The following is a 24,722-nucleotide window of genomic DNA, read 5'->3' on the forward strand; positions in this document are numbered from 1 at the left end:
GGTGATTTGGAGGACCGACATATGGATACCCACACTCTCAACAGTTTCACTGCCACTCAGCCATTCGACCCCGCCTATGATCCGGTGATTTCGAAGACGCCCGGACAGGGGCGCGACTATGCCCCGACCTACTGGATCGGCACTGCCGGACCGGTGCCGGAAGACGATGGCCCTATTCGCGGAGACGTCGAAGCCGATGTCGTGATTGTCGGCTCAGGTTATACTGGTCTTTCTGCAGCGATCCACCTCGCCCGGGATCATGGCGTCAAGGCCATGGTGCTTGAAGCAAATGGCGTTGCCTGGGGGTGCAGCACTCGCAATGGCGGTCAGGCGCAGATTTCCGCCGGTCGGCTCAAGCGTTCGCAATGGATCGAGCGTTGGGGCGTAGAGGTTGCCCGGAAGTTGCATAAGGAAATTGCCGAGGGTTTCGATCTCTTCCGCGCGCTTGTTGCCGAACCGGAAATCGATTGCGATCCGCAGGATGGCGGTCATCTGTACATCGCCCATCGCGACAAGGTCATTCCCTCGCTGGAGAAAGAATCCCGCCTGCTGAACGACGTGTTCGGCTATCGGACGCGCATGGTTGGTCGCGACGAAATTCATCGCGATTTCATCCGGGACCAGGAAGCCCGCGGCGCAATGTACGAACCGGACGGCATGGGCATTCATGCTGCAAAGCTCGCCTTCGGCTATCTTCGGCTTGCCCGCAAGCTAGGCGCAAAGGTGCATACTGCAAGCCCGGTTCTCAGCTGCCGCAAGAACGGCAATGTTTTCCATCTCAACACACCGAACGGTACGGTCAAGGCGCGACAAGTATGTTTTGCAACAGCAGGATACACCTCGCCCGGCCTCCATCCTCTCACCCGTTACCGGCTGATGCCGGTGCTGTCGAACTCTGTTGTGACGCGACCGCTGACGCCGGATGAAATTGAAGCATGTGGCCCGAAGACCGGCATTCCGCTAACTGATACGCGCACGCTTCGCCACTATTATCGTTTTCTGCCCGACGGGCGGATACAGATCGGTAGCCGCAGCGCCATTACGGGAGCCGATGCACCAAATCAGAAATATTACGATCTGTTGCTTTCGGGGCTTTACCGGAAGTTCCCGGCGCTGACCGGCATCAAGATCGATTACTCCTGGTGGGGATGGGTCGATGTCAGCCATGACATGATGCCCCGCATCTATCGTCCCGATCCGACGCAGGAAATCTATTATGCCATGGGCTACGGCGGCAACGGCGTGATGTATTCCGCACAGGCCGGACGCCGGGTCGCCCAATTGATGACCGGTCGCGGACAGGAATTGGACCTGCCGATCTTCACCTCCGAACTGCCGAGCTACGGCATGCTGACGCCATTTAGGCGCATAGGGCAGCGTGCGATGTATCGCTGGTATGCGCTGAAAGACGAAGTTCTCTGAATTGTAAGGAAAGGTATTCGCCATGAAGATGACGACGGAAGAAGCGTTTGTTAAGGTTTTGCAGATGCATGGGATAGAGCATGCATTTGGGATCATCGGTTCTGCGATGATGCCGGTTTCGGATCTGTTTCCGAAGGCAGGTATTACGTTCTGGGATTGCGCGCATGAGACGAATGCGGCGCTGATCTGCGACGGTTATACGCGTGTGACTGGCAAGATGGGCATGGCGATTGCCCAGAACGGTCCGGGCGTGACCGGCTTCGTGACCGCCATCAAGACGGCCTACTGGAACCACACGCCGATGCTGCTCGTCTCTCCGCAGGCTGCCAACAAGACCATCGGTCAGGGCGGCTTTCAGGAAGTCGACCAGATGGCGCTGTTCGAGGAGATGGTCTGCTATCAGGAAGAAGTGCGCGATGCGACCCGCATTCCCGAAGTGCTGAACCGGGTGATCGAAAAGGCATGGCGCGGCTGTGCACCGGCACAGATCAACGTGCCGCGCGATTTCTGGACGCAGGTCATCGATGTCGACCTGCCGCAGATCGTGCGGCTGGAGCGTCCGAGCGGCGGACGCGATGCCATCGCCGAGGCTGCAAAGCTTCTGACGGAAGCAAAATTCCCGGTCATTCTCAACGGTGCCGGTGTCGTCATCGGTGGCGCGATCCCGGAATCCATCGCACTTGCCGAAAGGCTCGATGCGCCGGTCTGCTGCGGCTATCAGCACAATGATGCCTTTCCCGGCACCCATCCGCTATCCGCAGGACCGCTCGGCTATAACGGCTCCAAGGCCGCGATGGAGCTGATCGCCAAGGCCGATGTGGTTCTGGCGCTCGGCACCCGCCTCAATCCATTTTCGACACTGCCAGGCTACGGCATCGATTACTGGCCGAAGGATGCCAAGATCATTCAGGTCGACATCAATCCCGATCGCATCGGCCTTACCAAGAAGATCTCGGTCGGCATTTGCGGCGATGCCAAACAGGTTGCGCGGCAGATCCTCGACCAGATGGGCGCCAATGCGGGCAATGCCGGTCGCGACGAGCGCAAGCAGCTCATCCATCAGCGCAAGTCCGCCTGGCTGCAGCAGCTTTCCTCAATGGATCACGAGGATGACGATCCGGGCACACACTGGAATGCCGGTGCACGCGAACGCGAGAAGGACCGCATGTCGCCGCGACAGGCATGGCGCGCCATTCAGGCCGGCATGCCGAAGAACGCCATCATGTCCACCGACATCGGCAATAATTGCGCCATCGGCAACGCCTATCCAAGCTTCGAGCATGGACGCAAATATCTGGCGCCGGGCATGTTCGGCCCCTGCGGTTATGGGTTCCCGTCCATCGTCGGCGCCAAGATCGGCCAGCCCGACACGCCGGTGGTCGGCTTTGCCGGCGACGGTGCCTTCGGCATCTCCATGAACGAGATGACCTCCATCGGTCGCAAGGGCTGGCCTGCGATCACCATGGTCATCTTCCGCAACTATCAGTGGGGCGCCGAAAAGCGCAACACGACGCTGTGGTACGACAACAACTTCGTCGGCACCGAGCTCAATCCAAACCTGAGCTACGCCAAGGTGGCGGATGGCTGCGGCCTCAAGGGCGTGACCGTCGATAGCCAGCAGGCGCTCACCGAGGCCTTGCAGACGGCAATCGACGAGCAGGCCAAGGGTGTGACCACCTTCATCGAAGTCGTGCTCAATCAGGAACTGGGCGAACCTTTCCGCCGCGATGCGATGAAGAAACCCGTCATCGTGGCCGGTATCGACAAGGCCGACATGCGCCAGCAAATGCCGGTCTGAACCAGTTCGTCAGTAATCAGGCCGGGAGCGCAACTCCCGGCCTTTTGAAAAGATTGCGCCATGCTGCCGTTGGAAAAGATTTTTGAGAAAGCCCGGTCGAGGCCGCGCCACATCGTGCTGGCCGAAGGCGAAGACCCGCGCATCATCGATGCGGCGCTGCGTGCCGAACGCGAAGCCATTGCCCGCATCACGCTTCTGGGGTCCGAAAGCATCATCGGCAGACAGATCGACGGCTCGACAATTGCGATCATCGATCCCACAACATCGAGCTTGAGCGCGGATTATGCGCAAAAACTCTATCGGCTGCGTCAGGCCAAGGGCATGACGGAAGAACAGGCTGAGGCAATGGTGAAGACACCGCTCGGCTTTGCAGCCATGATGGTGCGGGAGGGCGATGCGGATGGGACGGTCGCCGGTGCGGTTGCAACGACCGCCGATGTGGTGCGCCATGCCCTGCAGATCATCGGCAAGGCCGAAGGCGCTTCGCTTGTCTCCAGCTTCTTCCTGATGCTGTTGTGCCAGTCGCATCATCAAAAGAAAGGCGCTTTCGTCTTTGCCGATTGCGGCCTCGTCGTGGAACCGGATTCCGCGCAGCTGGCCGATATCGCCATCCAGTCGGCCGATTCATACCGCCAGCTAACGGAAAAAGACGCAGCCGTGGCCATGCTGTCCTTCTCCACCGGCGGCAGCGCCGCCCATGAGCGCGTATCAAAGGTCGTTCAGGCAACCCGCACCGTGCGGGAGCGGACGCCCGATCTGTGCATTGATGGCGAACTGCAGTTCGACACCGCTTTCGTGGAGGCGATCAGCCATGCCAAGTCACCGGGCTCCCCGCTGAAGGGCAATGCCAATGTCTTCGTGTTCCCCAATCTCGAAGCCGCCAATATCGGCTACAAGATCGCGCAGCGCATCGGCGGCGCACAGGCCATCGGCCCCGTGCTCCAGGGCCTCGCCAAACCCGCAAACGACCTCTCGCGCGGATGCTCCGCCGATGACGTCCTCCACATGATCGCTATAACAGTCAATCAAGCCAAATGAAGAACACCAAGCCGTTCGCGAACCGCTAAGGCTTAAGGAACCGAGCAGCGATGCCATAGAGAAACTGCGGCAGCACCGTAAAGGCATAGGGCGCATAGACCCGTTCCAGCCGCTGATGATACTCGCGTCCCCATGGGCCGATATTTACTACAGGATAAGAAAGCGCCTTTGGATTGGCGCGGTCGATAAACTGAGCAGCGGGCGTGTTGGCCGCGATGACTTCGCTATCCATCGCATCGGGGATATGACCGAAGAAGCTCATATCCGAAATCCCGGCAAAGATTTCCCTATATCGGATCGTCGTATCAAACTGGCGCTCCGTATCCACGCGCGCGGCTTCCAGAGCTTCGGTGAAACGCTGTTCTTCTGCCGTTTCGGTCCCAATCCGAACATGCGGATAGACAAGGCTCCCGAAACCGATAATGACCGTCGGACCTGTAATACGCGCCTCGGCAACCATCGCATTGACGAGTTCCCGCGTCATGAGGAGTGGGTTGTCGCTGCTTGAGAGCTCGGCTTCCAATGCAGCTATCCGTTCCAGTGCCGCGTCACCACCAATACGCCGGACTTCGTCGCGCAGCTCGACAGTGGTCAGAATTCGACCCTTGTGATTGGCGTCTGCATCGCTGCCAACCAGCTTTGCAAAGCGTTCAGCCTCAACATTGAAGTGCCCGATCGCAAGATCCAGTGCCTCGCCGACAACCGCCTTGAACCGCTGGAACAACGCATCGGGAGAAACGGAATGGGTCAGCCAGTTGAAGGCAATCCATGTTCGTTCCGGCGTGGTCACTTCATAGCCACCGCGGAAATCCCGCGCTTCAAGGCAGATCGGAGGTGGCGAAACTTCACCGTCCGCCGTATCGCAAAGGGTGGCATTGGCTTCCACCGCCCGCATGATTTCAGACGCAATGAGATGCGCGCTGACACCTTCGAACGGATAGCTTGCATGCGAAGGCTGCCCGATCACGAAGGCAAAGGGAAGCTGCTTTCCGATAGTGCCGCGATAGATGGCGCGGCCTTCCGCACCGTCACCTTGATCGCTTGTTGCATCCAGATTGATACCGGCGACAATGTCGAGACCCCAGCGTTCGGCAAGTTCCGGCAAAGCATCGCGCAGGTTGCGCATTCCCCGCGAACCGCGCTCTTCGTCAGGGGTCGCGAACAGGATCAGATTGCCTTCGCGATCAGGCTGTTGCGAGAAATATTCGAGTGTGGCGATGCCAGCGGCAACGCCACTCTTCATGTCCAGCATGCCGCGTCCCGGAATGTAATGTCCGCTCTGGAAGTCGGCGAGTGCCTTTTCTTCGTTCGGAGCAAGCGGGCGGCTGGTAAGATCGGCGAGAAGCGCTTCCAGCAAGGCATCCGGTTCAAAGGCCAGATGTTTCAAATCGCGGTAGTTTGCAGTTTCCACCACGTCGAAATGGCCCGCCAGAGCTAGAGTTCTACGCCCTGTGCCGCGAACGACCGCGATGACATTCTTGGTCATCGGCGAACCGTGACTGTCGATGACGGCAATGTGGTCCGGATTCTTCTGGAAATAAGGAATCTCACGCAGAAGCTCGGCAAGCTTCGGACCGAAGGATGCCTCGTCAGGCGTTCCGGTCTCGCTCGGCCATCGTACCATGCGATAGGAGAGTTCTCGCACTCGTTCTGTCGGGTTCCATTCTTTTGGGGATGCCACGGTCTTTCCTCGCTTAATAATTCCCCGTCTCCGTGCCTTGTTGAAGGCACAGACGGGTTCTCAAAACTGGTTTAACGTCGACTTACTGGTTGAGATGTTTTTTGAGGAACGCTCTCGTTCGTTCATTTTCCGGATTGCTGAAGATCACGTCCGGCTTGCCTTCCTCGACCACAACGCCCTTGTCCATGAAGAGCACTTTGTCGGAGACTTCAGCGGCAAAGCGCATTTCGTGGGTCACAATCAGCATGGTCATGTGCTCCTGTGCAAGCTGCTTCATGACCTGGTTGACCTCCTCGACCAATTCCGGGTCGAGCGCGGAGGTCGCTTCGTCGAACAGCATGACTTTCGGCTGCATGGCAAGTGCACGAGCGATAGCCACGCGCTGTTTCTGTCCGCCCGATAAGCGCGACGGATACATTGAAGCCTTGTCAGCAAGGCCAACCTTCTTCAAAAGTGAAACGGCCAGTTCCTGTGCTTCCTGCCTGCTCTTGCCCTTCAACTTGATGGGGCCGAGCGTGATGTTTTCCATGACATTGAGATGCGGAAACAGATTGAAGTGCTGAAAAACCATGCCCATCTGCTGGCGCACGGCATTGATATGCCGCTCGAATGCCCGCCCGTTCAACGACTGGTTCACCTGAATACCGTCCAGCAGTATCTGGCCCGAGTTGACCGTTTCCAGATGGTTGATAGAGCGCAGCAAAGTACTTTTACCGGAACCGGACGGACCGATGATCGCGATGATCTGGCCACGTTCGACAGACAGGTCGATACCTTTGAGTACTTCGAGTGCGCCATAAGACTTGTGGACGTCCCGCACTTCCACCATGGGGTTACTGTTGCTCATCGGTAAGCCTCGACTTTCTTTTCCATCCAGTGCAATCCGGCTTCCAGGATGAGATTGAGTACATAGAAGATCACTGCGGCAGTGATGTAGAATTCAAACGGGCTGTAGGTCTCGCTGATCGCCTGCTGTGACGCATGCACCAACTCTGTGATACCGATCACCGAAACAAGTGCCGTGTCCTTCAAGAGAGCAATCAGATTATTACCCACCTGCGGCAGCGCGTTGCGGACAGCTTGCGGCACGACGATGTAGCGCAGTGTCTGGCCGCTGCCGAAGCCAAGAGAGCGCGCGCCTTCATTCTGCCCCGGATCGACAGTCTGGATCGCGGTGCGGAAGATGTCAGAATTATACACCGCAAAGTGCAAGCCAAGGCCGATGATACCCGTCCATACGGCAGGAATGTTGATGCCGATCTGCGAGAGGCCGTAATAGAGCAGGAATAGTTGCAGAAGCAGCGGCGTTCCCATGAACAGCCAGATGAAGAAGCGGACCGGATAGCGCACCAGCCAGTTGCCATAGAGCACGAGCAGGGCGAATGCGATGCCGCCGAAGAAGCTGACGATGGATGAGGACACAGCGATGATGAGCGTCCACCAAATGCCCGTCATCAGAAGTTCGGTATAGGGCGGGACGATGGAAAAATCGAGTTGCATGGGATCACCGCCTATTTGAGTGCGTAGCGGGCTTCGAGGAAATCGACGAAGCGTGCAACGATGTAGATGAGAACCATGTAGATGGCCGCGGCGATGCCGAAGATTTCAAACGGGCGGTAGGTCGAGCCGATGAAGCGTTGGGCCGTGTAGGTCAATTCGACCACGGAAATCGCTGAAACCAGAGCCGATCCCTTGATCAGCATGACGGTGTTGACACCCAGCGAGCGGATCATGAGCCGTGCTGCCTGGGGCAACACCACAAAGCGCATCGACTGTCCGCTGCCGAAGCCGATGGAACGGGCAGCCTCCCTCTGACCGACATCAACCGTCAGAATGGCGCCCCGCATGGCTTCGGCGTAATAAGCGCCGATATTGAGACCAAGACCGATAGCACCTGCTGCGAACGGTTCAAGATTGATGCCAATCTGCGGTCCACCGAAATAGAGAACAAAAAGCTGCAGCAGACATGGTGTGCCGCGAAAAACACTGACATAAGCTGTTCCGATGAAACGCAGCGGCCAGAAGCGCGACAGTTTCGCTGCTGTGGCAAGAGCACCGACGCTCAAACCGATGAGAATGGCAAGTGCCGAGATTTCGACGGTAACCAGGGCGGCCTCCAGAAAGTATGGAAAGACCTCCGCCATCAAAGAGAAATTCATTATCTCCCCTTTCCTGTCTGGAAAACCAAGCCGGAAAGAAATGTTGCCGGGACAATTGCGTTAATAGCCGTCCCGGCTTGGGGTTTCACGCGGTTAGCGGATGTCGCGACCGATCCATTTGGTCGAGATTTTCTCGTAGGTGCCGTCGGCTTTCATGTCATCGAGAGCCTTGTTGATCGCGTCCTTCAGCTCAGGGTTACCCTTGCGCAGAGCAATACCAACATTGTCGGTACCCTGAAGTTCTGGCGTATCGAGCTGACGAACCTCTTCGCCGCTTTCCTTGATGGCAATCAGGATTGGAATGTCATCCGAGGCAATGGCGTCCACGCGGCCCGAACGAAGCTCAAGCAGAAGTTCCGGAATGCCCTTATAGGTGCGGACGGTCCAGCCGCCCTGCTCGCGCGCCCACTTGTCGCTGGTTTCGCCAAGCGTAACGGCAATGGTCTTGCCCTGCTTCAGCTCGTCCATGGACTTAACCGGCGATGCTTCCGTCACGAAGATACCACGACCACCGCGATAGTAAGGGCCTGCGAAGTCGACAGCCTTTTCGCGTTCCGGCGTGATACTCATGCTGCCGACGACTACATCAAACTTACCTGCACGCAGCCCTGCAATGATACCGTCGAAAGCGGTAGTCACGACAACCGGCTTTACATCAAGGCGCTTGGCGATTTCAGCACCGATATCAACGTCGAAGCCGACAACCTGGTTCTGACCATCAACAAAGCTGAACGGCGGAAAAACACCGCTCATGCCGATGCGCAATTCGCCGCTCTGCGTGACTTTTTCGAGGTCGTTAGCGTGGGCGGGAGCGAGCATCATCAGCGCGCCGACGCCAGCCGCAACGAGTGAAGACAGAAGGGTTTTCATTTTATTTTCTCCTAAGTGATCGTAACGCGATCACGGGCGATGCCCGTTCCGAGCGCCCAGATGGACGCATCTTTCCAGATCGTCGACGCCCGACGGGCGGCGGCAAATTTCTCGGGAAAACTGATTCGGAACAGGCAAGATCGACGCGCTCTGGTTACCCAGGAGCGGGAGAAAGAAAAACTCCATCGATCCACCTCCGAAATTCCCCTGCCGGTTGCGTTGCTGCTTATCCGGCTTGTTTGTTTTCAAGCACGCTAACGGAGCAAAGGATCAACGAAAACGTCAATTCGGTATAGAAATGTCCAGTAATCTGCGATAAACGCAATCAAACTGACGAAATCGTCAAATGGCGGTGTAGTGATGGATGATCTGGATCAGCGATTAATATCGGAACTGCGTATCAATGCCCGTGCGTCCATCCCGACGCTTGCGAGCATTTTGGGGGTGGCGCGAGGCACGATCCAAAGCCGTATGGAACGTTTGATCGCATCAGGGGTCATTGCAGGCTTTACAGTCAGATTGAAGGATCATGGCACCACCGACATGATCAGCGGTATCATGATGATCGAACTGACCGGGCGTAACATCAAAAGCGTGATAGCGACTTTACGCAAGAATCCCGGCTTTTCCGCCGTGAACACCACGAATGGAACATGGGACCTGATCGCCGAGATTGAAGTCCCCAACATGAATGAGTTTCACCGGCTGGTAACAGGAATCCGCGCCATGGACGGGATCGCGAAGTCCGAGACGCACATTTTTCTCGGCCCCGCCTGAACCTTCGAAGGTCTATTCCGCAGCTTCTGCTACATAACCGAATTGCATGATGGCGTCCGGCGCAGCAACGCCCGGCAAAATACGACCGTCATCCACCGGTGAACCCATTTGAGTAGTCATAGGAATGACGCCTGCCCAGATTGGCAGGGCATAATCGGCGTCATCATCCTTCGGCGGACCGGAACGAACCTTTGCCGAGGCTTCTTTCAATTCCAGTTCCAGAAGCATGGTGGCCTTCAGTTCCTTGGCCATCATCGGGCGCAGTCCCTCCCACCGACCAGGAAAAAGCCCGTTTACGAAACTGCGCAAGTGATGTTCCTTCGTCGCGACATCCGAGATTTTACGCGCTGTCCCGAAAGCCATGACCGAGCGATAATTACAGGAATGATGAAACGCTGATCGGGCAAGGACCAGCCCATCGAGCAGTGTAAAGCTCACGCACACTTCTGCTTCGTCGCAGCTTTCCAGCATGCGGCTGGCGGATGATCCGTGCCAGTAAATGAAATTGCCTTCACGCCAGACCAGCGTTGGTGTGACATAGGGCGTTCCATTGAACACATAAGCCACATGCGCCAGAGGCTGAGCATCGATGATTGCGTGAACCGTGGCTGCATCATAGGCACCGCGCTCATGCATGCGCTTCACGCGGCTGCGTTCGGAAGGGGCTGTCGTCATGGCCGATATTTCTCCTTTATGTTTGGCCAAACTGCCGCCATAGTGGTTTTGAGAAAATAACCACTTTCAACGAATACGATAATGCCAATTTCCAATACGCTTCCGGAATTCGGGATCGATCGCGCCAGCGATGTCTCGCTTACTGCGCAACTGGTCGGTCAGATAAGACAAGCGGTTTTGGCCGGACGCCTGAAACCCAATGCAAAACTGCCTTCTACCCGTGCCTTGTCTCTGGAACTCGGCCTGTCACGAACAACCGTTCTTGCGGCATTCGACCAATTGATCGCCGAAGGCTATCTGGAAGGACGTCAAGGTTCCGGAACCCATGTCACCGCCGAACTTCCCGAAACCAGCCTGACAGTCGACCAACCGCCCCTTCATACGATAGCCCAGCAGCGGTTACACCGTGAGGAAGCCAAAGCCTTCCGGCTCGGTATGTTCGATAGCGATCATTTCCCGCACGACGAATGGGGCAAACTGTTAGGACGCATCTGGCGCAATCCCTCCCCTGATCTATTAAGCAGCGACGATGTGTTTGGCTTTCATCCTCTGCGGTCATCTTTGGCCCGTCATTTGCACGAATGGCGCGGTATGATTGTCTCACCGGAACAGATTATCATCACCAACGGCAGCGCAGACGCTCTTGGCCTTATCCGGGAAGCGCTGTTTGCGCCGGGTGACAGACTCTGGATGGAAGAACCCGGATATCCGCCTGCGCGCAAGATCCTAGGTACCAATGGCCTCGACATAATAGCCGTTCCCGTCGATGTCGGCGGTCTCGATGTCTCGACGGGGCGAGATAAAGCCAGCGACGCACGCGGGGCGTTCGTCACACCGGCTCGACATCACCCGACAGGCGTAACCATGACGTTGGGTCGCCGTCTTGAATTGATTGCATGGGCAAGAGAGCGTGATGCTGTCATCATCGAGGACGATTACGACAGCGAACACCGTTATATCGGCCAGCCCCTGCCGGCGTTGATGTCGCTGGACCCAGACCGTATTCTTTACATTGGAAGCTTTTCCAAGGTCTTTTCGCCACTCCTGCGGCTAGGCTTCCTGATCGTACCGGCACATATGACCGCTCAATTCAGAGCTTTGCGACAAACCCTGTTTCCTGCGCCGTCGCCACTGGCGCAGCCAGCATTGGCCAGCTTCATAGAAACGGGAGCCTTTGCGCAGCACATCAGGCGTATGCGTCGCATACATGCATCGCGGCGGCGTAAACTGATGGCAGCACTTGCCCCCGGAGAGCCGGAACTGTTCCGGATTGAGGCTCCTCCTGCTGGGCTTTCACTGCTTCTGGCTTTACCGGACGGGCAAAGCGATACACGTCTCGCAGGCATTCTGTCAGAGTCTGGCATTGAGGTTCATGCACTATCGACACTCTACACGAAACTGAAGCCGCGCCAGGGGCTTATCCTCGGCTTCTCAGGATTTGATGAAACCGTATTGGAGAATTCTGCAACAGCACTGATTAAAATTCTCGCGCAATCAAATTAGAGAGCGTGCATTAGCAATTTCGTAAACTTTGGATTCAGCATTTCCCGGTAAGCTTTGATTAGCAATTAGCTCAGAGGGAGCGTTGCAGCCCATTTGTTTTGCGTTACGGGTGCTCATGCGTTCTTCGGTTGTATCAGTCATCGCCCTTGCCTGCGCCGCTTTGACGGGCTGTACGTCAAGTTCCGGCATCGACAGCATCATGCTCCAGTCGAAGACTTCGGCTGAGACAACGAGTTCGGTGGCTCGCCCGGTGCCGCCCGCTCCTCTGAGCGAAATGGCGAGCGCTTCGCAGCCGATGCCAGCAGCCCAACAGGAAGAAGTTCTGGCTTGGGCAGGCCCCATACCTGATGCAGGCCCGTTCAAGGCAGAGCCGCCAGCCCGCATTACGCCGCAACCACAGCCGCAGGAACGCCCCCAGGCGCGCATCTCGCTTCCGAAGCCTGAAGTCGCAGCCTACCCGCCGGTACGCCTTACGCCGCAAGAACGCTCGAAAATCTACAGCCACCGTTTCCGCGATGCAAAACCGATCAATTTCGGACGCTCTTCGCCGCGCAAGCTGGCAGTTCACGGTGTGGACGTCTCGCGCTGGCAGGGTGATATCGACTGGGTGAAGCTGCGTACACAAGGTGCAAACTTCGCCTATATCAAGGCAACTGATGGCGGCGACCATCTCGATCCCATGTTCCGCAAGAACTGGCGAGAGGCGAAAGCCGCAGGCATCAAACGCGGTGCATACCACTTCTTCTACTGGTGCCGCGTGGCAAGCCAGCAGGCCGACTGGTTTATCCGCAATGTTCCCAAGGAAGCCGATGCGCTTCCACCTGTCATCGATGTGGAATGGAACGGCGATTCCTCCTGCAAGCGGCGGCCTTCTCCGGCGCAGGTGCGGGAAAAGATGCAGGTCTTCATGGACAGGCTGGAACAGCACTACGGCAAGCGGCCAATCATCTATACCGCGCCAGATTTCTATGACGACAATCTGAAAGGTGCCTTCACCAACTATCCATTCTGGCTACGTGCCGTCGCCCAACATCCGTCCAAGGTTTATCCGGGGCGTCCATGGACCTTCTGGCAGTATTCAGGATCGGGGCTTTCGCAGGGTGTAAGCGAAAAGATTGACCTGAATGTCTTCCACGGCTCAGAGGACGACTGGCACAGATGGCTGGCGCGCGCTGCCAGTTAACCGCTCAAAACCCGGCGTGCAATATCGCCATGCCGGGTTCGTTCATTTAGGCCGCGTCCGCTCCGTGCTCTTAGCGCTTCCCGATATTTTCCAGGTCGTAAGGCGTCGATTGATACATCTCGTTGATCCAGTTTCCAAAAAGAAGATGCGCGTGGCTGCGCCAGCGGTTTTCCGGCTGGCGCGTTGCGTCGTCTCCAGGGAAATAATTCGCCGGAACCTTTGTTTCAGGTTGGGCCTGAATGTCACGGAAATATTCGTCCGCCAGTGACGTCGTGTCATACTCCACGTGATTGAACATATGCAGTGAGCGATGACGCGGATCGTCCAACAGGCAAAGCCCCGTCTCTGGGCTATCGACCAGCACCTTCAACTCGCTGTCGGACGGAATGTCGCTCTTGCGCACTTCGGTCCAGCGCGAAACCGGGATTTTGAAATCATCCGAAAAGCCGCGAAGGTAGGGAGACGATGGCGCAAGGTTGCGTTGGCTATAGACGCCCGACGCCTTGCCCGGTAGTTCGTATTTGCCCATGCCGTGGAAATGATGAACGGCAGCTTGCGCAGCCCAGCAAATATTCAGTGTCCGATGCACATGGGTCTGTGTCCAGTCGAACACGCGTTGCATTTCGTCCCAATAGGTGACTTCCTCGAACTCAAGGCGTTCGACCGGAGCCCCGGTGATGACAAAACCGTCAAAGCGTTGATCCTTCACATCTTCCCACGGCTGGTAGAAGGACAGCATGTGATCGGCAGGCGTGTGGCGCGCCACATGGTTGGTGATACGAACAAGGGTCAACTCCACCTGCAACGGCGTTGCTCCGAGAAGCCGCGCAATCTGCGTCTCGGTGGTGACCTTGTTGGGCATCAGATTAAGAAGGCCGATCTTCAGCGGGCGAATATCCTGACGAACGGCATCTGCTTCACGCATGACCATGACGCCCTCGGACTGGAGAACACTGGTTGCTGGCAGATCGTCAGGAATTTTAATCGGCATGTCGCGTCGGTCCCTAGTTTATGTTGGTGAGGACGCGAGTGGCTTTATCCGTATATTTGCCGGTTTGGCCACATCCTCTCCTTGCAGAGAGTACCACCTTGCCCGGAGAGGCAGGTTGGCGTTGGGCGTCTCCCCAACTCTTGATGTGACGACACTTCTACTCAAACTCTTTGGGAGTGGCAATAGGGATTAAGTGTCACCTTAAAGTGTATGAGAAATTTCCGTTTCAGGCGTCGATCAATATGCGAATACTACACTCACAGACGCCGCGAATTTGGATTGAATGGCCTTTAAGCGCGCGCGATTGCAGTTTTCAAAGCTCTAACGCGTTGAACGCATGTCCGAAATGATTGTTCAGCAGCAAAACCGAAGGCGATAGCACGAGGATCCTTCTCCTCGACCGGGACCCGGCATGAAGCATGAACTTCTGCGGCGCCAGTTGCCTCCATGATCCGTCCCACATTCTCAGCATTCACGCCGCTACCGGGCATAATGCTGATACCCTCGCCAGCGATTTCAGCTAGCCGCCGCAGTTTATCAAGCCCGTCCTCGGCGGTTTGTGACAGGCCGGATGTCAGAATACGTTCAAAGCCGAGCGCAATTGCTTGCTGCAGCGCAATCTCCATATCGGGAACAAGATCGAATGCGCGATGGAGCGTTACTCCAAGGCCCTTTGCCTCTGCAATCAGTCTTTCCAGCATAACCGCATCGAGAGAGCCGTCGCTCAGCGATGCACCGACAACGACACCGGCCAAACCAGCATTTCTAGCGTTGCGAATATCAGCCAGCATTATGGCTTCATCTTCTGCCGAAAAGCAGAAGTTGCCCCCGCGCGGTCTGATCATTGCGTAAACCGGGATTGGTGCTTTCGAGGCAAGCTCAATCAACCCCAGCGAAGGGGTTAAGCCACCCAGCTCGAGCGCAGAGCAGAGCTCAATCCGATCAGCACCACCTTCAATTGCCGACCGCAAGCCATCGGCACTATCCACGCAGACCTCAAGTAGTGCGCTCACGTCTGATGCCCCAATATTGCTGCCCCGACCAAACCGCCATCGCTGCCGAATATACCCGGAACAACTAACGGCTTGTCTATCTTCCGCAGAATTCGAGCCCTGACCGCCTCATCGACTGCTGAGATCAATTCGGAAGCGGTAGCAAGTCCACCTCCAACCGGTATGATTGATGCGCCGGTTATGTTGACGACGGCAGCAAGCGGATCGGCAACCAACTGGAGATAGGCCGAAATTGTCCGTCTCGCCTCCGGTCTGCCTTCCAGCCATTCCTGCAGGATCGTATGGCTATTCGCGTCGATACTATTCAGAAGCTGGTGCAGCTTTTCGATCCCGCGTGCACCGCCGATCGTGTCGACACAACCGCTTTGACCGCACCCGCAATCGAAGCGAGGAACCGACACTGTTTGCCCGTCTATTTCTACACACGTGTTGAGGATCGGGCCATGCCCCCATTCACCAGTCAAACCACCTTTACCGCGAACCAATTGACCGTCGATAACAAGCCCACCGCCGACGCCTGTTCCCAGCACTGCGCAAAAGACTATGTCATGTCCCTTACCCGCTCCTTCGATTGCCTCAGCAAGCGCCAGACAATCGGCATCATTGGCGGCAATTACCTGCCGTTGTAATCGCTCGCCGAGTTCAAAGCTTAGCCTGTGTCCGGTAATGCATGGGATATTTGCAGAGAAAGCGGTAGTTGTATCCGGATCAACTAATCCAGCGATGGAAAGTGCAAGTGGCCCCCTGTCGTCCGGTGCGTGGGTTCGGAGCGCAGTTTCCAATGCCCCGCCAAACTCATCCCAACTGTTGGCCGGCGTTGGCAGTTTTTCAAGCAGCTCGATATCGCCCGGATTGGCTGAGCGCGCCAGCCGAATGAAGGACCCGCCAACATCAGCGGCGAAAACTGTTCCAGCCCGTTGAGACTGACGCGTCCTTCTGTCGTGCATCATTGATCATCCGCCGATACGTTTCGATGTTCCATCCAATCATCGTAAATGTAACGGCAGTCAATCGGGAGGCACAATCTATCCTACGGTTTCGAGGCAACAAGCGAGATGTTCACGCCTTGCGGGTCCTTGCATTGAACAACCCATTCGCCGTTGGGCACTTGCATCGGCTCTTGCAAAACGGCTCCACCGAGAGACTTGACCCTGCTGGCAGCATCCTTCACGCCATCGACCATGAAGTAGAAACCCCAGCCGACGCGAGTACCAGGAGGCGCGGTCATGATACCGCCATGATCGGCGCCATCGACACTGAACACCTTGTAGTTCCCCATAGGCCCCATGTCGAAGTTGCGTGAGAGCTTCCAGCCGAAAACCTTCTCGTAGAAAGGAAATACTGTCTCGCCGTTCTGGGCGTAGAGTTCGTGCCAGCCCGGATGTCCCGGTTTGCGCGAACCGAAGTCGGCCGGTGGCGGCATTTCGTCTTTCGGCTCAAAAAGTGCAAAGACACCACCTTGTGGGTCCGACACAATCGCAAATCGCCCGATGTTCGGAATATCTTGCGCAGCTCTGAGAACTTTGCCGCCCTCCGCCTCAACTTTCCGGGCGTAGTCATCAGCATTTGCCACGCCGACATAGCCGATCCAACCGGGCTCGCCGCCGCAGTCCTCTTTGGGCATGTCGGCCATCGACATCATGCCCGCAATCATGCATCCGGGCACTTCAAACAACGTATATTTCATGCCGGGGACGCCGGCGTCTTTTGCCGTCCAGCCGACGACTTTTGTATAAAAATCCTGTGCCTTGTCAGCATCTGTTGTCATCAATTCGTACCAGACGAACGGAGAAGAGCCGTTTTTCATTGAAAGTACTCCCTTGGATTATTTCGCGGGCGAATGATCAGCCGCAGCAGCTGTGCCTGGAAGCCTGCGATTCATATTCATCGTGCCGCTTGACGAAATGCATCGTGCTATTTTCATTGCGGCCCTTCGGCGCGCGATCGAGGATCATCAGCGTACTGACCCATTCTTCAATGCCGCGCGCATAGCTGGAATAGGTATGATAGATCGCGCCGTTTTCATCCTTGTAAAAAGCGCTCATGCCGTGCAGTTCATCGAAAGCATCTTCGGCCGCCAGCTTTTCGAAGTTGTAGAAAACGCGATTATTCTCGAGCTCATCCTTTGTAAAGGAGACGTGATAATCAAAATTGAAATCGCTGCCTTCCGACGAAACCCACGGGAAATGCCAGCCCATCCGATTCTTGTAAGCTTCCAGCTTTGCCAGCGGTCCGCGCGAAACGGCGGCGAGCGTGACGTCGTGATTGTTGAGATGTGTCACGGCGCCATCAAGATTATCGGCCAGGAACGAACATCCTGTGCAACCTTGATCCCAGTCGGGTCCGAACATGAAATGATAGATCAGCAACTGGCTGCGCCCCTCGAACAGGTCAGAAAGTGTTTTCCGTCCCGAAGGCGTATCGAATGTATAGTCCTTATCAACCTTTACCCACGGCAGAGCCTGCCGCTCACGATTGACCTTGTCGCGCAAATGGGTGGCTTCTTTCTCGCTTGCCAGAAGCGCGCGCCGCGCCTCAAGCCAAACTTCTCGGGATACGACCTTGTTCATGGTGCAAGCCCTCCTCCGGCTTTTGCTCCCTGTCTATGCCCAGATATCAATGTTCCCGCTTGACGATTTACATTGATATCAATATTAATAAGTCATGTCAAATAGCCACGATGTACCTTTTGAAACAACACTTCTGGTTCGTGATACCTGCCTTTGTTTGCATGTTCAGCGCGCCGCACGCGCCCTCGCCCGCCGCTTTGACGACGCTCTGCGTCCAGTCGGGATGACCAATGGCCAATTCTCGCTGATGATGTCCCTTAATCGCCCGGCACCACCACCGATGAAACCGGTTTCGGAGCTTCTAGCCATGGATCAAACCACTTTGACGGCAGCCTTGAAACCATTGCAGCGGCAGGGTTGGGTGGAGATCATTGTCAACCCGAATGACAGGCGCGAACGTTTACTGCAGCTCACACACGCGGGAAAAGCAGCTCTTGCTGCAGCTGTGCCTATATGGAAGGCTATCCATGCGGATATCGAGAAACAGCTTATAAGCGGCAATGGCGATGAAGTCCGCCGCGACTTACTGGTTCTGTCATCTATCTAATGACAGAAGGGGCGCTCATCGCGCCCCTTCTAGCAACTTACTTATTCTTTTTCTTCGGCTTGAATTCCTTGTCGTAAACCTCTTCCGCCATACGCCGGAGAGAACGTCCGATAGCGGCATATTCATATTCGTTGAGGTTCGCCAACGAGATACGGCCCGCTGGCTGCAAGGTGCCAAAGCCCGTACCCGGTAACATAACGATGCCGGTTTCATCCGCTATACGGAAAAGCAGTTCCGTCGGGGAAATATTCTTCTTCACCCACGCCGCGAAATCATCGCCGTAGAGACGGCGGACGATATCTTCCAGATCGAGCAGCGTATAATAATCCACTTCATTCTCGCCGGACTGAGGCGGCAGCCCAAGTTCGCGATAAAGCGCTGCCTCACGGTGACGGATAAGCTTCTTCAGCTCCGCCTTGTATGAATCCTTTTCGTCCATCAGGCCGAAGAGCGAAAACAGAACCATCTGGACCTGCTGCGGTGTCGAAAGCCCTGCCGTATGATTAAGCGCAACTGTGCGGCTGTCGGCGACAAGCCTGTCTATAAACTTCAGCTTCGAGACATCCGGTGTCAGTGATGAATAGCGCTCGTTCATTTCCTTCTTTGCTGGTGAAGGGAGATTTTTGAGCTTTTCGTCCAGAACATTGTCCTTCTGCATCGCGACGACGCCAAGGCGCCAACCAGTTGCGCCGAAATATTTGGAGAAAGAATAGACAAGCATCGTGTTATAAGGGCAGATAGCGAAGAGCGATTTGAAATCATCCGCAAAAGTACCGTAGACATCATCCGTCAGGATCATGAGATCAGGACGCTTTTCCTTGACGATCCGTGCAATCTGCTCAAGGCTGCGTTGATCTACCTTAACCGAAGGCGGGTTGCTCGGATTGATCAAGAAAAAAACCTTGATTGACTTGTCGAGCAGCTTGTTCAGCTCTGCTTCCGGATATTGCCAGCCCTGATGTGGGTCGGCATTGATGTGCACTTCTTTCAACCGATAGTTGTTCAGCTCCGGTATTTCGATGTAGGGGGTAAAAGCAGGCATGCCGATGGCCACTGTATCGCCTTCATCGAGTATTTTGTTCTGCTTCAACGTATCAAAAATGTAGGTCATGGCGGCCGTCCCGCCTTCGACCGCGAACAGGTCGAGCTTATCGGAACTCATATAGCCGCCGATCATCTCGCGAACGAGATAATGCTTCACAATCTCCTCGCTGATCGTCAGCATACGTGGCGGAACCGGATAATTACAACCAAGAATACCTTCCACCATTTCGTGCAGATACTCCGATGGAGAAAGACCCAGCTGATCGCGAACGTAAGACAGTGCTCGTCCGAGAAATTTCACCCCCGGCTGGTCGCCGTTGTCGGAAAGAAAGCGCTGGAACCGCCCTTCTATTCCCTCAACTTTCGGCAAGCCACCGACACTTGTCGACATATATGAGTATGAAAGTTCAGCTTCGGAGACAGCAAAAAGCCCCAGCCTTAAAAATGCGCGGCGCGGCAAGGTCGCAAGAAAGTTCGGGTTGCCGCGCCCAGCATTCAGCATGGTCAGATCAGTTTTACTGGAAGCCAGCTGGATGAGTGCATCCTTGAGTTCGAACGGGCTCAGCTTCGCATACTTGCTATAATCAGTCTTCGCCATGATCTAATCCTCAGGAAAAAGCGACCACCAACGGCCCAAGCAATGTCAAAAAGACATTGGCAAGCGCGTAGGTGATAGCGAACGGGGTGGTAGGAATGGAATTACCTGCCTTGTCCAGCACTTCGCCGAAGGCTGGATTAGCGCTGCGAGAACCGGAAAGTGCCCCTGCGAACACAGCCACATTGTCGTATTTCAGCACGTAACGGCCAAAGAACATCGTGATGATCAGCGGCAGAATGGTAACGACAACACCAATCAGGAAGATGGTGAGGCCACTGCTGACAATTGTTTGCACGGCCTGCAGGCCAGACTGGAGTCCGACAACCGCCACAAAACCGGCAAGCCCCAGATCACGCAACAAAGTGGAAGCACCTGTCGGCATATTGCCGATGGTCATATTTCTGCTGCGATACCAGCCAAAGAGCAGACCCGACAAAAGCGCACCGCCACCGCTGCCGAGCGTCAGAGGTATCGAGCCGATACGTACGACCGCCAAACCGATCAGCAGGCCAAAAGCAATACCTAGACCGTGAAACACGAAATCGGTCTTGTCACTCGGAACAATCACCGGACCAATGGACTTTGCAGCACGCTGCAAATCCTGATCAGTGCCGTAGAGTGAAACGACATCACCCGCATTGATGACGGTATCCGGCTGCAATGGCAAAGGTTTGTCGGCCCGTTTGACGCCAATGACATAGACGCCGTGGCGCAGTTCAGAGCTTATATTCTCTTTGATTGCAGCGACGGTCTTGCCAACATAATCCAGTGAGGTGATCGTCACATCGCGGATTTGTACAACGACATCCATGCCCTCGGAGGATTGTAACTCGGTCCCGATCTTGTTGCCGAAAGCGACAACTCCAGTGCGTCGGCCTGCCACTAGGACGATGTCATCCCTTTCCAGTTTAAGATTGGGTGAAAGGCCGATGATCTTGCCAGTACGTTTGACACGTTCAATGGTTATAGCATCTTCAACCGAGGTTAGAGCCTCGATCTGGGCCACAGTCTGTCCGGCTGCTTGCTCTACCTTGTAAATGCGTCCCACAAGATCAGGAGCAGCCTCGCTTTCTCCCTGCCCCAAAATTCTTATGCCCGCCAACAGTTCGGCTTCCGCCTTTATGGCGTCGTCACGGATACTTCGCCCCATGAATTTCGGCAGCAGATTGACGCAAACAATAATCGCGCCGAACGAACCAAAAATATAGGTAACAGCGTATCCGACAGCTACATTCGCCTGCAATCGCTGCACCTCATCGGCAGCAAGGCCCAGCTTCGAAATCGCCGAGCTTGCCGTTCCGATGATTGCTGATTGGGTTAGCCCACCGGCGGCGATACCCGCAGCAAGACCTTTATCCAAACCAAATATACGCGCCATGATCACGACTGTCGCCAAACCGCTGATGGCAAGCACTGCAGCCATCGCGATCTCGCGCAGAGATTGCCGTCCGAGTGAACGGAAGAATTGCGGACCGCTTTCGAAACCGACCGCATAAATAAAAAGGGCGAAGAGCAGAGCCTTCACCCCATTATCGATTTGAACGCCTACTTGGCTGATTATCACCGCGACAAGCAGTGATCCAGCAACCCCTCCTAATTGGAACTTGCCGAAATGTATCTTGCCGATGGCATACCCACCGGCCAACGAGAGGAATAATGCTATTTCTGGTGCCTGCTGAAATATTGCCTGAAGCCAATGCATCCGTCCCTCCAAGCTCCGATAACAACCTAGGATTACTTAGCGCGCAAACAGCAAAGACAAGAGGTAAACAATATAAAATTGGGGAATAATTTACGACAATCCTAACATAATTAAAAAGTTGAAATCGCTGTCTGGAACTGTTCTATTTCGAAACACAAGAAACGTCTTCACGACGATCTGTGATAAAAACTTGAAGGTGATTAATATTGAAACGGATGGCCTGGCTACACGAGATGCGGACATAAACTGTGTCAGATACCCCTGTTCAAGACGGACGGGCTGGCTAAATATTGTAGAATGAACGCAGGCTGAAGATAATGAACAAAGAGCGTGTACCCCATATCGTCGTCGTAGGTGCTGGTTTTGGCGGATTGCAACTGATCCATGACCTTAGAAGCGTTGATGTGCGGATCACACTGATAGATCAGCGTAATCATCACCTGTTCCAGCCGCTCCTATATCAAGTTGCAACCACCATCCTCGCCACCTCGGAAATTGCATGGCCGATCCGGCATCTGTTCAAGGATCGCAAGGAGGTGACCACGCTATTGGGCACAGTCACCGATGTTGACACCGAGCACCGTCGGGTATTGCTCGAAAACGGCACCGAAATCTCGTACGACATGCTCGTACTCGCCACCGGAGCACGGCACGCCTATTTCGGCAACGATCAATGGGAAGCGTTGGCCCCCGGACTGAAGGCGCTTGAGGACGCAACCACCATTCGCCGTCGCCTGCTCCTAGCCTTCGAGCGTGCCGAACGCGAGACAGACGAAGCAAAACGGCAGGCGCTGCTGACATTCGCCATCGTAGGTGGTGGGCCGACCGGTGTAGAGCTTGCAGGCATTATCGCGGAACTGGCCAAGCAAACCATATGGCCGGAGTTTCGCAATATAGACACCCGGCAGACACGCGTAATGCTGCTGGAAGCAGGTCCACGCATTCTGGCGGCTTTTCCAGAAGATCTATCCGATTATGCGCTGAAAGCACTTGAAAAACTGGGTGTCGAAGTGCGGCTCGGAATTCCGGTCAAGGATATTACAGCCGAAGGCGTAACTGTTGGCGAAGAGTTCATTCCCTGCCATACGGCAATCTGGGCGGCAGGCGTTGCCGCCTCTCCTGCTGCAACATGGCTGAACGCTGAGAGTGACCGCGCGGGACGTGTGAAAGTTCTCTCTAACCTAAATGTGCCCGGCCATGAGGATATTTTCGTCATCGGCGATACAGCATGGGTCGAAGGACCGGACGGCAAGCCGATTCCAGGCATAGCACCCGCTGCCAAACAGCAAGGTGCCTATGTCGCCAAGGTCATTAAAAGCCGCATTGAAGGAAAAACACCACCGATGCCATTCCGTTATAAGCATCAGGGCAACCTTGCGACCATCGGCAGAGGCGCCGCTGTCGTAGATATGGGGCGCTTCAAACTCAAGGGGATCATCGCCTGGTGGTTCTGGGGCATCGCGCACATCTTCTTTCTGATCGGAACAAGAAGCCGTGCGGCTGTCGCCTGGAGCTGGCTGTGGACTTATATCTCCGGCCAGCATAGCGCCCGGTTGATAACACAGGGAAAGCCTGTCGAGCGCTAAACGCAAGACGGCCCGCCAGAGCGGGCCGTTGCATTTTCTGTCCGATAAACTCTATTCAGCCGGCTCAAGCTGCGGAACAAGGTCTGTGATAACTGGCGTTCCGTTCATCGCCGCGGCGAGCTTGTCCGCATCGAGTTCGTTTTCCCAACGCGCCACGACGATTGTTGCCACCGCATTGCCAACGAGATTGGTCAGCGCACGGCATTCCGACATGAAGCGGTCAATACCGAGGATCAGGGCCATGCCTGCGACTGGAACGGCTGGAACGACAGACAGCGTAGCAGCAAGCGTGATGAAACCGGCACCGGTAATACCTGCAGCACCCTTGGAGCTTAGCATCGCCACCAGCAGAAGCAGAATCTGGTCGCTCAGCGACAGTGGAATATCCGTCGCCTGCGCGATGAAGAGGGCTGCTAGCGTCATATAGATATTTGTGCCGTCGAGGTTGAACGAATAACCGGTCGGGATGACCAGGCCGACAACAGAACGCTTGCAACCAGCCTTCTCCATCTTGTCCATCAGTGCAGGCAATGCTGCTTCTGAAGATGACGTACCCAGAACCAGAAGCAGTTCTTCCTTGATGTAGCGGATAAGTGCAAGGATCGAGAAGCCATTGTAACGAGCAACCGCTCCCAGAACGACAAGCACGAACAGCAAGGACGTAAGATAGAATGTGCCGATCAGAAGCGCGAGATTGGCGATCGAACCGATGCCGTATTTACCGATTGTGAATGCCATGGCACCAAAAGCGCCGATTGGAGCGGCCTTCATGAGAATCGCAACCAGCTTGAAAACAGGTGCAGTCAGAACATGAAGAAAATCAGTGACAGGCTTCCCCTTGTCGCCGACGAGAGCCAGCGCGATACCGAACAGGACCGAGAAAAACAGTACTTGTAGAATGTCGCCTTCTGCGAATGCGCCGACAATCGTTGTCGGGATGATGTTGCTCAGAAAGCCGGTAATGGTTTGCTCATGTGCCTTGGCGGCGTAATTGGCAACAGCTTTCGGATCCAGCGAAGCCGGATCAATATGCATTCCAGCGCCCGGCTGCACGACGTTAGCCACGATGAGACCGATAATCAGGGCAAGTGTCGAGAAGGTCAGGAAGTAGATCATCGCTTTACCGGCAACGCGACCGACCTTTTTCATATCGGTCATCCCGGCAATGCCTGTCGCAACGGTCAGGAAAATGACAGGTGCGATAATCATTTTCACGAGCTTGATGAACGCATCCCCAAGTGGCTTTAGCTGCGTGCCAAGCTCGGGATAAAAATGGCCAAGCAGAATACCGGCAGCAATAGCTGCCAGTACCTGTACATAAAGATGCTTATAAAGTGGGATCCGACCGCGCGGCTCTGCCGCGGTGCCTGTCGATACTGCAATCATGATGTCCTCCGTTCGACCCAGCCCGGAACCTGTCCGGCCTCCCGAGCCTTTCAGTCTGGAATTCCAGCGGTCTGAGCCGCTGCTGAACCTTTTGATTGCAATGTCCGTGCCAGTTCGATCAAATTCATATAACTCATTGTTTTATATATATTTATTATAAACCTCATAATTCATACCTC

General features: G+C 55.4%; 22 protein-coding genes and 1 riboswitch. Of the genes, 8 read left to right on the top strand and 14 right to left on the bottom strand.

Annotation, left to right across the window (positions count from 1 at the left end):
* The first annotated feature begins 21 nt into the window (after positions 1–21).
* The 3 genes from HWX93_RS01110 to pta are packed head-to-tail and all read left to right on the top strand — an operon-like array spanning position 22 to position 4,258.
* Positions 22–1,422: an NAD(P)/FAD-dependent oxidoreductase gene (locus HWX93_RS01110; protein ID WP_176036178.1), complete on the top strand. Its 1,401-nt coding sequence runs from the start codon at positions 22–24 to the stop codon at positions 1,420–1,422.
* A gap of 22 nt (positions 1,423–1,444) precedes the next feature.
* Positions 1,445–3,220, top strand: a complete 1,776-nt coding sequence (xsc, locus tag HWX93_RS01115; RefSeq protein WP_176036179.1) for a sulfoacetaldehyde acetyltransferase — start codon at positions 1,445–1,447, stop codon at positions 3,218–3,220.
* A 60-nt stretch (positions 3,221–3,280) separates the two neighbouring features.
* A complete protein-coding gene (gene pta, locus HWX93_RS01120) occupies positions 3,281–4,258 on the top strand; it encodes a phosphate acetyltransferase (protein WP_176036180.1) in 978 nt (325 codons plus the stop codon).
* A 25-nt stretch (positions 4,259–4,283) separates the two neighbouring features.
* Here the strand turns inward: pta and HWX93_RS01125 are convergent, their stop codons facing one another.
* The 5 genes from HWX93_RS01125 to HWX93_RS01145 all read right to left on the bottom strand — a co-directional run bounded on the left by HWX93_RS01125 (position 4,284) and on the right by HWX93_RS01145 (position 8,968).
* Complete coding sequence (locus HWX93_RS01125; RefSeq protein WP_235969053.1) at positions 4,284–5,882, bottom strand: M20/M25/M40 family metallo-hydrolase; 1,599 nt, start codon at positions 5,880–5,882, stop codon at positions 4,284–4,286.
* 139 nt (positions 5,883–6,021) lie between these two features.
* On the bottom strand, positions 6,022–6,786 hold the full coding sequence (locus tag HWX93_RS01130) for an amino acid ABC transporter ATP-binding protein (protein WP_328700161.1): 765 nt from the start codon (positions 6,784–6,786) through the stop codon (positions 6,022–6,024).
* The gene (locus tag HWX93_RS01135; protein WP_176036182.1) at positions 6,783–7,439 is read right to left on the bottom strand and encodes an amino acid ABC transporter permease; all 657 of its coding nucleotides are present in this window, start codon (positions 7,437–7,439) and stop codon (positions 6,783–6,785) included. Before HWX93_RS01135 ends, HWX93_RS01130 begins: the two co-directional genes overlap by 4 nt.
* 11 nt (positions 7,440–7,450) lie before the next feature.
* Positions 7,451–8,098 carry an amino acid ABC transporter permease gene (locus tag HWX93_RS01140; RefSeq protein ID WP_176036183.1) on the bottom strand — a complete coding sequence of 216 codons (648 nt, stop codon included), beginning with the start codon at positions 8,096–8,098 and terminating at the stop codon, positions 7,451–7,453.
* 93 nt (positions 8,099–8,191) lie between these two features.
* On the bottom strand, positions 8,192–8,968 hold the full coding sequence (locus HWX93_RS01145) for an ABC transporter substrate-binding protein (RefSeq protein ID WP_176036184.1): 777 nt from the start codon (positions 8,966–8,968) through the stop codon (positions 8,192–8,194).
* Positions 8,969–9,328: 360 nt separating this feature from the next.
* Here HWX93_RS01145 and HWX93_RS01150 point away from each other — a divergent pair, with 360 nt between their 5' ends.
* The gene (locus HWX93_RS01150; protein ID WP_176036185.1) at positions 9,329–9,745 is read left to right on the top strand and encodes an Lrp/AsnC family transcriptional regulator; all 417 of its coding nucleotides are present in this window, start codon (positions 9,329–9,331) and stop codon (positions 9,743–9,745) included.
* Between the two features lie 12 nt (positions 9,746–9,757).
* On the opposite strand, the gene HWX93_RS01155 is transcribed toward HWX93_RS01150, so the two are convergent.
* Positions 9,758–10,420, bottom strand: coding sequence for a pyridoxamine 5'-phosphate oxidase family protein (locus tag HWX93_RS01155; RefSeq protein WP_176036186.1), 663 nt, complete (start codon positions 10,418–10,420; stop codon positions 9,758–9,760).
* 81 nt (positions 10,421–10,501) lie between these two features.
* Between HWX93_RS01155 and HWX93_RS01160 the strand changes: the two genes are divergently transcribed.
* On the top strand, positions 10,502–11,923 hold the full coding sequence (locus tag HWX93_RS01160) for a PLP-dependent aminotransferase family protein (RefSeq protein ID WP_151651531.1): 1,422 nt from the start codon (positions 10,502–10,504) through the stop codon (positions 11,921–11,923).
* A gap of 115 nt (positions 11,924–12,038) precedes the next feature.
* Positions 12,039–13,106, top strand: coding sequence for a GH25 family lysozyme (locus HWX93_RS01165; protein WP_151555782.1), 1,068 nt, complete (start codon positions 12,039–12,041; stop codon positions 13,104–13,106).
* 70 nt (positions 13,107–13,176) lie between these two features.
* Here HWX93_RS01165 and metA read toward each other — a convergent pair whose 3' ends face one another.
* The 5 genes from metA to HWX93_RS01190 all read right to left on the bottom strand — a co-directional run bounded on the left by metA (position 13,177) and on the right by HWX93_RS01190 (position 17,680).
* Positions 13,177–14,097, bottom strand: a complete 921-nt coding sequence (gene metA / locus HWX93_RS01170; RefSeq protein WP_151555783.1) for a homoserine O-acetyltransferase MetA — start codon at positions 14,095–14,097, stop codon at positions 13,177–13,179.
* Between the two features lie 42 nt (positions 14,098–14,139).
* Positions 14,140–14,249, bottom strand: a riboswitch (SAM-I-IV-variant riboswitch).
* A 138-nt stretch (positions 14,250–14,387) separates the two neighbouring features.
* Positions 14,388–15,110, bottom strand: coding sequence for a copper homeostasis protein CutC (locus HWX93_RS01175; RefSeq protein ID WP_176036187.1), 723 nt, complete (start codon positions 15,108–15,110; stop codon positions 14,388–14,390).
* The gene (locus HWX93_RS01180; RefSeq protein WP_151678080.1) at positions 15,107–16,057 is read right to left on the bottom strand and encodes an ROK family protein; all 951 of its coding nucleotides are present in this window, start codon (positions 16,055–16,057) and stop codon (positions 15,107–15,109) included. Before HWX93_RS01180 ends, HWX93_RS01175 begins: the two co-directional genes overlap by 4 nt.
* 83 nt (positions 16,058–16,140) lie before the next feature.
* The gene (locus HWX93_RS01185) at positions 16,141–16,917 is read right to left on the bottom strand and encodes a VOC family protein (RefSeq protein ID WP_151555785.1); all 777 of its coding nucleotides are present in this window, start codon (positions 16,915–16,917) and stop codon (positions 16,141–16,143) included.
* Positions 16,918–16,954: 37 nt separating this feature from the next.
* Positions 16,955–17,680 (bottom strand): DUF899 domain-containing protein, encoded by a 726-nt coding sequence (locus HWX93_RS01190; RefSeq protein ID WP_176036188.1) that lies wholly within the window; start codon positions 17,678–17,680, stop codon positions 16,955–16,957.
* Between the two features lie 94 nt (positions 17,681–17,774).
* On the opposite strand from HWX93_RS01190, the gene HWX93_RS01195 reads away from it, so the two are divergent.
* Positions 17,775–18,227, top strand: a complete 453-nt coding sequence (locus tag HWX93_RS01195) for a MarR family winged helix-turn-helix transcriptional regulator (protein WP_176036189.1) — start codon at positions 17,775–17,777, stop codon at positions 18,225–18,227.
* A 37-nt stretch (positions 18,228–18,264) separates the two neighbouring features.
* Here HWX93_RS01195 and HWX93_RS01200 read toward each other — a convergent pair whose 3' ends face one another.
* Positions 18,265–19,869 carry a bifunctional aspartate transaminase/aspartate 4-decarboxylase gene (locus HWX93_RS01200; RefSeq protein WP_176036190.1) on the bottom strand — a complete coding sequence of 535 codons (1,605 nt, stop codon included), beginning with the start codon at positions 19,867–19,869 and terminating at the stop codon, positions 18,265–18,267.
* A gap of 10 nt (positions 19,870–19,879) precedes the next feature.
* Positions 19,880–21,571 carry an aspartate-alanine antiporter gene (gene aspT, locus HWX93_RS01205; protein ID WP_176036191.1) on the bottom strand — a complete coding sequence of 564 codons (1,692 nt, stop codon included), beginning with the start codon at positions 21,569–21,571 and terminating at the stop codon, positions 19,880–19,882.
* A 317-nt stretch (positions 21,572–21,888) separates the two neighbouring features.
* Between aspT and HWX93_RS01210 the strand changes: the two genes are divergently transcribed.
* Complete coding sequence (locus HWX93_RS01210) at positions 21,889–23,157, top strand: NAD(P)/FAD-dependent oxidoreductase (RefSeq protein ID WP_176036192.1); 1,269 nt, start codon at positions 21,889–21,891, stop codon at positions 23,155–23,157.
* 51 nt (positions 23,158–23,208) lie between these two features.
* On the opposite strand, the gene HWX93_RS01215 is transcribed toward HWX93_RS01210, so the two are convergent.
* A complete protein-coding gene (locus HWX93_RS01215) occupies positions 23,209–24,543 on the bottom strand; it encodes a dicarboxylate/amino acid:cation symporter (protein WP_176036193.1) in 1,335 nt (444 codons plus the stop codon).
* Between the last annotated feature and the right edge of the window lie 179 nt (positions 24,544–24,722).

The sequence above is a fragment of the Brucella tritici genome, from assembly GCF_902825325.1.
In the GTDB taxonomy this organism is placed as follows: Bacteria; Pseudomonadota; Alphaproteobacteria; order Rhizobiales; family Rhizobiaceae; genus Brucella.